At 44.8% G+C, this 11886-nt stretch carries 10 protein-coding genes and 1 pseudogene; 6 read left to right on the forward strand and 5 right to left on the reverse strand.

All coding sequences use genetic code 11. From position 1 onward, the window contains the following. A pseudogene (locus AT710_07165) lies at positions 1-606 on the forward strand (transposase). A gap of 54 nt (positions 607-660) precedes the next feature. Then, positions 661-1596: a methylisocitrate lyase gene (locus AT710_07170; protein KUO91197.1), complete on the forward strand. Its 936-nt coding sequence runs from the start codon at positions 661-663 to the stop codon at positions 1594-1596. A gap of 40 nt (positions 1597-1636) precedes the next feature. Here AT710_07170 and AT710_07175 read toward each other — a convergent pair whose 3' ends face one another. After that, positions 1637-2662: a hypothetical protein gene (locus AT710_07175; protein KUO91198.1), complete on the reverse strand. Its 1026-nt coding sequence runs from the start codon at positions 2660-2662 to the stop codon at positions 1637-1639. A 191-nt stretch (positions 2663-2853) separates the two neighbouring features. Continuing rightward, positions 2854-3795 (reverse strand): hypothetical protein, encoded by a 942-nt coding sequence (locus tag AT710_07180; protein KUO91199.1) that lies wholly within the window; start codon positions 3793-3795, stop codon positions 2854-2856. Between the two features lie 83 nt (positions 3796-3878). Between AT710_07180 and AT710_07185 the strand changes: the two genes are divergently transcribed. Both AT710_07185 and AT710_07190 read left to right on the forward strand, forming a co-directional pair. Beyond that, positions 3879-5030 carry a radical SAM protein gene (locus AT710_07185; protein ID KUO91200.1) on the forward strand — a complete coding sequence of 384 codons (1152 nt, stop codon included), beginning with the start codon at positions 3879-3881 and terminating at the stop codon, positions 5028-5030. A gap of 208 nt (positions 5031-5238) precedes the next feature. Then, positions 5239-6609 (forward strand): transposase, encoded by a 1371-nt coding sequence (locus tag AT710_07190; GenBank protein KUO91201.1) that lies wholly within the window; start codon positions 5239-5241, stop codon positions 6607-6609. A 66-nt stretch (positions 6610-6675) separates the two neighbouring features. Here the strand turns inward: AT710_07190 and AT710_07195 are convergent, their stop codons facing one another. Then, complete coding sequence (locus AT710_07195) at positions 6676-7521, reverse strand: permease (protein KUO91205.1); 846 nt, start codon at positions 7519-7521, stop codon at positions 6676-6678. Between the two features lie 272 nt (positions 7522-7793). On the opposite strand from AT710_07195, the gene AT710_07200 reads away from it, so the two are divergent. After that, positions 7794-8645 (forward strand): hypothetical protein, encoded by an 852-nt coding sequence (locus AT710_07200; protein KUO91206.1) that lies wholly within the window; start codon positions 7794-7796, stop codon positions 8643-8645. A gap of 46 nt (positions 8646-8691) precedes the next feature. On the opposite strand, the gene AT710_07205 is transcribed toward AT710_07200, so the two are convergent. Beyond that, a complete protein-coding gene (locus AT710_07205) occupies positions 8692-9123 on the reverse strand; it encodes a hypothetical protein (protein ID KUO91202.1) in 432 nt (143 codons plus the stop codon). A gap of 189 nt (positions 9124-9312) precedes the next feature. Next, positions 9313-9882, reverse strand: coding sequence for an isochorismatase (locus tag AT710_07210; protein ID KUO91203.1), 570 nt, complete (start codon positions 9880-9882; stop codon positions 9313-9315). 185 nt (positions 9883-10067) lie between these two features. On the opposite strand from AT710_07210, the gene AT710_07215 reads away from it, so the two are divergent. Then, positions 10068-11886, forward strand: a 1819-nt coding sequence (locus tag AT710_07215; protein ID KUO91204.1) for an aldehyde:ferredoxin oxidoreductase, incomplete at its 3' end; no start/stop codon positions are given.

The raw sequence follows: 11886 nt of genomic DNA on the forward strand, positions 1-11886 counted from the left end.
CTCGTGACCTCTGATGGGGAGTACCTCCCAAACTTGAGGCCCTATGAGAAGGCATTGAAGAAGGTGAGGAGGCTGCATAAGGAGCTATCTAGGAAGAGGTAGCTCTCCCGCAACTGGTTCAAGGCTAAAATTAAGTTAGCGAGGGCTTATGAGCATTTAGCGAATCTGAGGAGGGACTTGTACATGAAATTGGGGAGGTATTTTGCGGAGCATTATGATGCTGTGGTTATGGAGGATGTCCACGTTAAGCAGCTTATTGGTAAGTCTGGGAGGAGGATGAGGATGAGGCTTCACGACGTCGCTTTTCATGAGCTCAGAAGCGTCATAGGGTATCAGTTGGGGAAGTATGGGAAGAAGTTGGTTTTAGTGGATCCTAGGAATTCCTCGAAGACATGCGTCAAGTGTGGTTATGTAAAGGACTTAGCGTTGAGTGATGGGGTTTTTGAGTGTCCCAGGTGTGGTTGGAGGGCTGATAGGGATTATAATTCCGCTCTTAATCATTTGAGGCGTGCGGGGTGGGAGCCGCCCGTGGTGCCCGTGGAGCTCCGCCCACTACCCATAACGATGGGCAAGGCGGGACGGGGAAGCGGGAAGCCTCGCCCTTAAGGGCGAGGTAGCTCACTGCAGAACATTTATTAAATGGATATCTATGTTATGGTGATGGACCCAATCCTATTCAGAAGAGGACTAGATAAGTCGGAGATAAGAAGGCGATTCAGGGAAAGGCTCAATAAGGATGGAATAATAATTGCTCCAGGCGTTTTTCTCCCTATAACTGCAATTATGGCGGCCGAAGAGGGCTTTGAGGCAATGTACTTCGGAGGAGCCGCATTCTCTAATATGCTTGGATTACCTGACCTAGGCGTATTCACGCTGACGGAGATGGCTACTCAAGTCTCGTATATATCCAGCACAGTGGATCTACCGCTTATAGTTGATGCGGATACTGGGTTTGGAGAGACAATAAATGTCGCCAGAACTGTGCGAAGCATGGAGGATGCAGGCGCAGCCGCGATTCATATAGAGGACCAGGAATTCCCGAAAAAATGCGGCCACCTAAGCGGTAAAAGAGTCGTTTCAATGGATGAAATGATAAAGAAAATACGGGCCGCAGTCGATGCCAGGCGTGATGAGAACTTCATAATAATAGCTAGAACCGATGCAAGGGACGTAAATGGACTCGATGATGCGATTGAGAGAGCAAATGCGTATGTGGAGGCTGGAGCCGATATGATTTTCCCGGAGTCTCTTCATGATGAGGAGGAGTTCAGAACAGTGGCTCAGAGAGTTAAGGCTCCTCTCCTCGCCAATATGACGGAATTCGGCAAGACGCCTTATATAACTGCAAAACGCTTTGAGGAGCTTGGCTATAAGGTAGTTATTTTTCCAGTAACCACGTTTAGGTATGCAATGGGGGCTGTGAGAAAGGCGTTAAGGACTCTTAAGAATGAGGGCACACAGAAATCATTATTGGGCGATATGATGAGTAGGGAGGAGATTTACCAATTAATAGGTTACTGGGACTATGAGAAGTGGGATAGAGATATAGTGGAGAAAGCAAGTAAAACATATAGTCGGAGAATTAATATTCATTAAGAGGGACTTCACGCTAAATTACTTTTTCGGCAATGCTCTTTCATTGATTCACTCTCAGAACCGGAGTTTCGCCAAAACCCTCTATGTCGACGTCGCCGGTTTCCTTAACGCTTGGTATCAGTCGTAGCCCTATGGGCCTCTTCTTTNCTTGAGAGACCGCGTATAGATCCGCCACTACCCCAGCCACATGATCTATATCGTTCATCGGTATTGGAACCATATCGACGCCGGCAACGCAAACCGATGAGTATGTGACCAGATCCTTGAAAGTTATGAAGCCAGCCCTAGCTCTTTCCTTTAATCGCTCATCTTCCGCCAGCGGCAGCATTACCTCGTTAAAGCCAAGATTCTTCACCGATAGAGCCATTAATTCCCTATTGATATCCCATATAGTCTTCATGAAGCCGGGTGAGCCTATGCGGGAGCCGAATTGCTCCAACACATCCACTGTGGATTCCCAGCCCCAGGGAGACAAAGATGCATCTAATCCCCTATACTCCACGCTAATTGAATCAGCCACTAAATGCCCAAATTCCTCTGCCTTCCTCAGCAGCATTTCCAATCTATTTCTAATATCATTTACGCTTCTCGCTCCAATTAAGTCGCTAGGATAGAGAATCGCCAATGCTATGCCCATGCCGCCCCTTACATTAACTGATGCAGGGTAATACGGCGTCTCCAGTTCATTTCCAATTAATGCAGCGAATCTTCGGGAAATAGAAGAATCCATTCTCCTAAGCACCNCAGTAATCAGCGGCGCCTTATCCGCTTCATCTATCAGTATGCTGCCATATGACTTAGTGGATGCCATTAATTTAACGAAGATGGATGGATCAATGGATCCCTTAACTGCTAACGCAGAATATGCGTATCCCATTTTATTCATCATGGAGTCAATTGAACTAACATCTATTCTCTTTTCATCCATGTAAGGAAAAGTTACTCGTTTAGTGAGAACCTCTAATTTCAGTTCTCTTGATGCCTTTTGGATTGCGGCATCAAGTTGAGGAAGAATAGCCAGGTCCTTGTTTCCCTCGCTAAATAACGTTACAGCCCTTATCTTCATAAATTGAGGTCTTTCCACATGGATTTAACATTATCGCGAATAGTGAAGCCCCATAAGCAATTCTATTCTCCTCAGCAGTAGAAGCAGTACCCTTCAGGCGGAGAGCTAGGATTGACTATAAAATAAAAAGCCATAACATGAGGAAACCATTCCCTTTATTAGAGGCGTTTCTCAGGTTCCAGTTTGATTGTTTAATACCAGTAAGTTATATGAAATACGTGTTCCCGGGGATGAGCATCCTTTAAGCTACATACGTCACTGAGCGGGCAGTATTTGCACTTTGGATCATCAGTAGTGCAAATAGTTCTGCCAAAGTTCCAGAGAAAATCGTCCAGCACAAATGGCTCTATCCCCGATAATATGGACACTAATTTCCATCCGTATCTAATTGAAAATCTGAGCGCAATATCCTGCTGAGGAGTAAATGGAGTGGCCGTCATTATCATTTCCATGTATTGCTGAGAAGGCTCAACTAGTCCCAGCCTAATCGCTATTCTAGTTAAGTGATTATCGACAGGGACCTCCTCATTCCATGTATCTACGAATCTAATTAATCCACGGCCATGTAAGAACTTGGCCAGAAGCATTGCCTTCTTCTCAACGGGATCGGTGTACGCTGAAAACGATTTCAGCAATTCAATGAATCCATGACCGCCATTAAATAAGTAACCCTCGCTTCTCTTTATTAATGCGGTGGGGGATGAATTGAATAGCTTCGACATTTTTATGCCAATATCCTGTAAAAGAAATGTCCTGACACCGTAATCCCAAATATCGCCGAACCAATGCTTAATGGTGGATGAATCAATGGTNGCTAATCTGCTTGGCGAGAATATCGATGGATCAGAATCAAAAAGGCGCTTACCTCTTATCCACAATAGATCTGCGCCTCTATATTTATTGCCGTTCATCTCATCCTCATAAGAATGACCTGGCACCACTAATCTATGATCTATTGCTGTCATAGCTATAAAAAACATTAACTGTAGATCCTCATCCATGCTGGTGCTTGGGTAGAACCGATCATCTACATAATTATCCTGTGATAATTTCATTTCCTTAATTAATTTAGCCAATGCCTCTGCCTTGCCCAAATTAATATGCCCAGCCTCATTTATTGATGCCTTCGTCATTAAAGCTATGGATGAATTCACGCTTAAAAAGACGATGCCTAAAGCAAAAAGGTTAAATTAGCCATACGTTATTGAGTCACGTAATGATCCCTATAAGTACAATGGTTACTGGTCGCGGCACCGTATCATTTAAGATAAAAGGAAGATATGGAGNTGATAAACCAAGTGAATTCTCAAGCATAGTAAGGCCCATAGTCTCATGGAACATCACTAGGAAATGCAACTTGAAATGCATTCATTGCTACATAGATGCAGGCATGGAGGATGAACACGAATTAAGCACCGAGGAAGCAATGAGGCTAGTGGATCAATTCAAGGAAGTGGGGGTTCCCCTAATACTAATGAGCGGGGGTGAACCATTAATGAGGAGGGACTTAATCGATATAGCTAAGCATGCCGCGGGACTAGGCATTAAGCTGGTATTATCGACCAATGGCACAATGATAACGAGGGAGGTCGCTGAGGAGCTTAAGGGGATAGGGTTCTCCTATATTGGGATATCCCTGGACTCCATTGATGCCGAATATCATGATAAATTCAGAGGAGTCAAGGGAGCATTTTCACTAGCATTAGCCGGTATACGGAACTCGCTGGATGCTGGGCTAGATGTTGGGCTTAGATTCACCGTGACAGCCATGAATATAGAGAGAGCGGCTGATTACATAGACTTCGCTGCATCAATTGGAGTTAATAGGGTGACTTTCTATCACTTATCTGCAAGCGGCAGAGCCGGTAAATTAGGAAGAGAGTGGTGGTACTCCCCGCAACAATACGCTAGATTCATGGAAACCATTATTAAATATGCTGAGAAGTATGCCGATAAGCTAGAGATAGAAACAACGCTGGCTCCATATGACGGCATCTACATTGCACTACGAAGCGGAGGGGATCCAGAGCCATATCTACGATTCGTGGAATCAACGGGGGGATGCGGAAGAAAAATAATATCCATTTACCCGAATGGCGACGTATATCCCTGTCAATTCATCGACTTCGTGAAGCTAGGCAATATAAGGCAAAAACCGTTAAGGGACATATTGGTTAATGGACTTGATCTATTCGTGAATACGGAGAAATACTTGCGAGGCCCTAAGTGCAGCAATTGCAGATTTAAGAAGGAATGCAAAGGCGGAGATAGGGCTCGTGCATACTACCTTGGCGGTGACATGTATGGAGATGATCCGATATGTCCAATACCTGAATTATTTAACAATAGAAGCCACGAAACTAACTAGGTTTTCTATATCTTTTCTAGCCAGCCGTATTTCCTCGCTGGGAATTGAACTCTCCTCATAACCAAGCCGCACCGCTAAGGCTGTCCTCCACCACTGCAGTAGTTCCGGTTTATTTAATGTTATAGAAACGTAAATTACAGAACAAACGGAAAGCCTCGCCCTTTAGGGCGGGGCAAGGTTTAAAAACCTCTTACTATTCCTCTTTAGGATGCCCTCCCCCGGTCAATTTCTTGGGAATGAGGAGCGGAGGCCGATTCCCCCCGCAATACCGGGAGAGGACATCAAAGAAGTCGAATTCAAGAATAGGAGGACTAACGTGGTTCGCCTCCTACCAAATGGGTTTCAAGAAAGGAAGCTGAGGAGGCTAGCCAACACCTCCGCCAAGTTGTTTAATGAGGTTAACTACGAGAGGAGGCAGCAATTCTTCCATGAGGGGAGAGTTGACTTAAAGGGAACATATGATAAGTATTATGAAAAGTATAAGGATGAATTGGGCAGCGCCAACACGCAGCAAGTGCTTAATAAGAATAATGAGGCTTGGTCATCATTCTTCTCCCTCCTAAAGCTGAGGAAGGAAAACAAACTACCGCCCCACATGAGCCGCGTTTCACCGCCGAGGTATTGGNAGGATGGGGAGACTGGAGAGAGGAAGCTCCTCCTAGTAGTTAGGCAGGATAGGTATGTCGTGGATGAACAGAAACTAGTCCTAAAGGACTTCCACCTCAAAATCGATTTTACGGGTAGATTAAGGTGGCACGGGAAACAAGGCAGATTGGAGATCTACTATGATGAGGTTGGGAATGCGTGGTACGCCTCCATTCCCGTGGAGGTTGGCGTTGAAAAAACTAAGAAGGGAAGGAGGAGTAAGCACGTCGTGAGGGGTGAGAGGAAATCAATACAAGTTAAATCGCCGAAGGGGAGCAAAATGGCCTCAATAGATCTAGGCATTAACGTCTTGGCGAGCGTAGTAGTCGATGATGGTACGTGGTTATTATATAAGGGTGTTAGGGCGAAGGAGGATTACTTCTACCTCGGGAAGAGGATAGCTGAGGCGCAGTCCTCGGCGGATAAGGCGAAGAACATTGAAGAATACGAAGCATACGAGGAGCTTAATAGGGAGAGGAGGAGNCTCTTCAAGAAACTAATTAGGAGGCTTCTTCACCTCTACCGCAACTTTGCCTCCCACCTAATGAGGGAGTTGCATGAGCGAGGCGTCTCAACGATCTATTTGGGTTATCCCTTCAACATTGCTCAGGATAAGGGTAATAAGTTCACGGTGAATTTGTGGTCTTATCGTAAACTCATGGAGGTCATTGAGTTGAAGGCTCAGGAGTATGGTATTCGTGTGTTTGAGGTCATTGAGTATAATACGTCCAAGTACTGTGCTTATCATGGTGTTGAGGTTGAGAGGGGGCCGAGGGGNGTAGTTAATTGTCCTAAGGGGCATAGGCTTCATTCGGATCTAAATGGTGCATTGAATATCTTGAAGAAGGCTACCGGCATAGTGATCTCGACGATAAAGAGGCCCCTATCTTTCATCGTGGATCATAATCGAGTAGCGCCCGTGAAAGGGGCGTAACCCTCTAGACCTCGGGGAACCCCCGCCCTCAAGGGCGGGGAGGAGGTCAGTTTATGATGAGCGCCTCTATCTGGCATCAATTGATGATGTAATGAGTGCAATGGTTATCAATAAGTAAATCAGTATTTCATAGTTGTTGGGGATCTGTCTTAGAAATAAATAGCCCCATACAGCAGCCATCACGGGTTCAAGCGTGGCTAGAATAGATGCTAATGCCGCTCTAACCCTGGCTACGCCCATTGCAAATAACTTATATGGAATAACGGTACAAAAGATGCCCATATACGCGCCGGCCACCAATGTTTTCCCTAGATCAATTAATGGCGGTAATCTATGAATCAATGCTAAGAATGGCAGTAACGGCGCAGTCATAATCAAAGTAAATGGCAAGGCCCCATACGATACATCGTTGCTCATCCCCAACTTCGAGAAGAATCTGGCTATAGCTATATAGAGCCCATACGAGATCCCCGACACGAGGCCTAGAATTGCCCCATAGTAATTAATGCCTCCTAGGCCAGCATCAATCAAGGCGATTATAACGGCCACTGCAATAATGATTAACCCAATGACGCTATATTTGCCTGGGCGTTCTCCAAGAATCAGTGAAACCAGGGTGGCCCAGAGCGGTGCCGTATATAGCAGGTATGCTGCTAATCCAACGCCATCTGTCACGGCCGCAAGTGGATACACGCTGAATAAAACGCCTAAGCTTATTCCAGCCGTTATTGCAGCCTTGTTAAGCGATCTATAGATAAATGCCGCCACTATGGCGGCTGTCGTTGATCTAATTAGTGGAAGTAGTAATGGGGATCCACTATAGACGCTGGCTAAACCTATGGTGGACCATAGAAGCGAGGCAATTATTATATTGATTAACGCCTCATTGGATTCATACCTTATTAGCCTCATTGGCCTCCTCATTGCTCATCATCGCCTCTATAGCTAGTCACTTAATATGCATTCCATTATTTAGCCCTTTAATATTTTCACGTGGTCCCTCTTTCCATGATGAAATAAGCTGCGCGATTACCCTTCGGGATCGAGCATAAGGCCAGAAAGGGAAATGCGGCCCTATTGTGCTGTGGAGAGCGCTTTCGTGAACTGGGAAATATTTTAATAGGGGATTTTCCATGGGAAAGACATGACCTATATTTGCGGATACCCGCGTGTATGATAATATAATGGATCTAATAAGGGGTTCCTGGCCAACCCCATTATATAGGCTTAAATCATTTGGCGAAGAGGAGGTTTGGGGCAAGCTGGAATTCATGAATCCCATAACTCACAGCATAAAGGATAGAACTGCCTTATCCTTATATGAGGAAGTGCTTGAGAAGACTAGTAAAGGCGATGCTGTGGTAGAGGCATCCTCAGGAAACATGGCTGTTGCCTTAGCCTCTCTTTCTGCTGGGTATGGCAGGAAAATGATAGCTTATATATCGACTAGAACGGCTAAGGCATATAAGGTAATGCTTAAACTATTGAATGCGGAGATAAGGGAGCGAATGGGGGGAACTAATGATATGATTGAGGAAGTAAAGAAGGAAGCCAAGATTGCTTCGGCTCATCACCCAAATCAATTCAATAATCCACGGAATTATTTGGTTCATTATAGGGAAACAGCCAGGGAATTGGATGAGCAATTACGAGCGGCTGGATTAAGGATTAAGTACATAGTTGCTGGTTTGGGTACGGCGGGCCACATGACTGGTTTATCGCTTTACTTTAAGGAAAAATATGGCAATGGCATCAAGATGATAGGGGTGGAACCAATGGATACAATACCGGGCATAAAGGAATATAGCGGTAATCCGTTCCAAGAGATTGCCCAGATTGATGAGATAATTAAAGTATCACTGCGAGAGGCCATTAATGGCATTAAATTAGTCGCATCAAATGATGGCTTACTCATTGGACCCAGCAGTGGAGCCGTGGTTGCGGCAATTAAGAAGCTTGGACTCAGCCAAGTCGTTGGGATCTTTCCAGATGATGCATGGAAATATTCAGACCTATTAGATAGTGCTCTCAAGTGAGTGCTCCATTCCTTATTGAGCTCATCATTATCTGGCTGCATTAAAACTATAAACTGAATTCAACGACATCGCTTGCAGCCTTCTCGGCCAACACATCATTATCCAACTCTATTGAATACTTGAGCTTAGCAGTATAAACAAGGTTACCCCCCTCCTCTGCTGGGGTTAATGGTATTTCACCCTCCATTTTAGCAGCCCCCCTCTGTATCCCATTCCTTAGGAGTTTCTGCTCCATTTTTATGCTTATTTTATCCGCAGCCGTAGTGTTGCTCCAATTCTTTTCCCCTATTTCCAGTTCATAATCCCTGGCAAATGACTTTACGAGATCCATGAATGTTCCCCCCTCACCAAGAGGTTGCGAAAGCCCAGCCTCCTTAGGCCACCTCTCAAGCCTCTTAATTCTAGCCTCATCGGGCGTTGTTTTACTTATCCGTATAGGCACCTCAACGTATGTGTCATATACCACCGTATACTCCATGTCGTTCCACGCTTCGTTATTAATTTAAATATTTCGGAGGCAAGGCTCAAAAATCTGACTTCCTCCCCACCTCAAAAGGCGAGATTTGCTGCTCTCATTATCAAATAATTAAAGAAAGTTAAACTGCATCAAAGACATTCTTGAATGGCAAGTGGCAGCGAAGGCAACGGAGGATATTTTCCCGTGCCCTCACTTCCAGTGATTAATTAGGTCGATTGACGTTATTATTGGGAAGAATGATGACATGTTTGTGAGCGATCTTTCGTGTCCCTCCCTGTTTCTAGATGATACTGCATCCCTAATTATCACTGGGATTAATCCTAATGCAAAGGCGTGTCTCGCACTTGTTTCAATCCCTATCTCAGTCGCTATTCCAGTGAATACTATTGTCGATCTATTGGAGTTCCTTAGCAATAGCTCGAAATTCGTCCCCACGAATATGCTCCATGTATTTTTGTTAAGCACTATGTCATCAGCTGATGGTTGTACGACTAGCTCCATTTCCTCAGGCTTAAATTGAAAACCACTTCTGTATAATAGTTTAGAGGAGGGCGACTCGAATCCCTGAGGATATGGAGTTATCTTTGTGAATACTATAGGTACCTTGGCTTGCCGAGCTGCAGTTATGGATGTGTTTAGCGCATTGATGAATTCCTCTTTATTGAAAATTGAATTAACGAGGGCTTTATGGACATCCCAAACAACCAACACTGATCGAGATGGTTTCAAGATATCCGGAAGAGGCCAACTAGTAGCCATATCTTTTACTTGTTTATAATTAAATTTTAAAGCTTTCGCCACAAGCCCAGATAATATGAATTGGCAGTCATATATAATAATATTATTTTTTATTTACTTAAGCAAAATTTTCATATGAATTAATAATCATTATCAGACAAGAATAACGTAAGTCTTATTAATAGGATATCTACTATTAACTATCAATGGTATTTAGGATAATTAGGGCAAACCTATCCACCGAGGAATTCAAGGAGGAAATAATCAAGGATGATGAGCTAAAGATGTTCCTCGGTGGACGAGGACTCGGCTCATACCTAGCCCTGAGAGAGGTGCCTAGGGGCATTGACCCATTTGATCCAAGCAACAAGCTATACTTCTTCTCAGGACCCCTCAGCGGCATCGCCACCGTATCCTCTAGCAGATTAACAGTCGTCGGCAAGTCTCCCCTCACCATGTCATTAACCCATTCCAATATGGGTGGAAACGCATCCTACTGGCTCCGTAGATCGGGCTACGATGGATTAGTCGTGGAGGGTAAATCCGATTATCCTGTCTACATTTATATCCGTGATGGGGAACCCATGATTAAGCCTGCAAAGCATTTATGGGGAAAAACAACGGGCTCCTCAACAAGGCAATTATTGATGGAAAATGGGTTCCCCCCAGATGAGACTAAGGCCGGCGTCATTGTTATCGGACCCGCGGGGGAGAATATGGTTAGGTTCGCCGGAATAAGGGGCAGCGATTATGAACGGTTCGCCGGCAGAGGAGGCCTAGGCGCAGTGATGGGGAGCAAGATGATTAAGGGAATAATTGCCTGGGGAACAAGGAAGTTGATGGATGAGGTAATCGATAAGGAACGGTTCAAAAAAGTCAATAATGAGTTAGTAAAGAGGGTCATGGCTCATCCCACGTATCAAGCCTTGCATACATATGGTACTAATGTCCTAATGAATATAATTCAATCAATGGGCGCATTGCCGGCATATAACTTCACGGGGCGAGCGAGCGATGTAACTCAAGTCAGTGGGGNATATATTAAAACCAAGTATGTGGTGGAGGTGCATGGCTGCTATAATTGCCCCATAGCGTGTACCCAGATTCCAATGGTGAAGAGCGGGCCATTCAAGGTGCCTGGAGAAAAGATAAAGTATGAATATGAAAATACTTGGGCTCTTGGCCCGAACATAGGCGAATTAGATCCCGAGGCAGTAATTAAACTTCAAAAAGCGGCTAATGAATTGGGAATGGACACTATTAGCCTGGGCAATACATTAGCGACAGCAACTGAACTTGCTAGGAAGGGATTGTTGAAGCTTGATGTTGATTGGGGTGATCCAGCCACATTCATAGATCTCGCATACAAGATAGCGCATAGAGATGGGATAGGCGATGAATTAGCTGAAGGCGATTATAGATTGGCCATGAAGTATCNTGATCCTGAAGCGTTCGTAGGTTCCCGTGGTCAAGGCGTTCCAGCGTATGATCCAAGGGGATTAAAGGGCTTTGCCTTGGCATATTATACATCGAATAGGGGTGGTGATCACTTGGAGGCATATACGCCAACATGGGAGGTTTTCGGCGTTCCTGAAAAGGTTGATCCATTAGATGATTCGCAAAGCGGAATAGAGAAGCAGGCCCGTATAGTGAAGTGGAATCAGGATCTCTTCGCCGTTGTAGACTCATCAGTTTTCTGTAAGTTCGAGAATTTAATGCCTAATATAAACACTGAGGGAGACATAGCTGCGTTATACAATTCCGCATTTGGTTGGGATCTAAGCGGTGAAGACATTCTTGAGATAGGGGAACGCATATTCAATGTGGAGCGATTATTTCATGTTAAGGAGGGGAAATGGGTTAAGGATGAATTGCCTAATCGCATGAGGCAACCAATACCGGAGGGCCCGGCTAAGGGTCATAGTGCATCTAAGATGTTTGACGAGGGAATAAAGGTATATTATAAACTGCGTGGTTGGAGTGATGGTAAGCCAACCCTGGACACCCTCAAGAGGCTGGGTCTAG

This window comes from Thermocladium sp. ECH_B, from assembly GCA_001516585.1.
In the GTDB taxonomy this organism is placed as follows: domain Archaea; phylum Thermoproteota; class Thermoprotei; order Thermoproteales; family Thermocladiaceae; genus Thermocladium.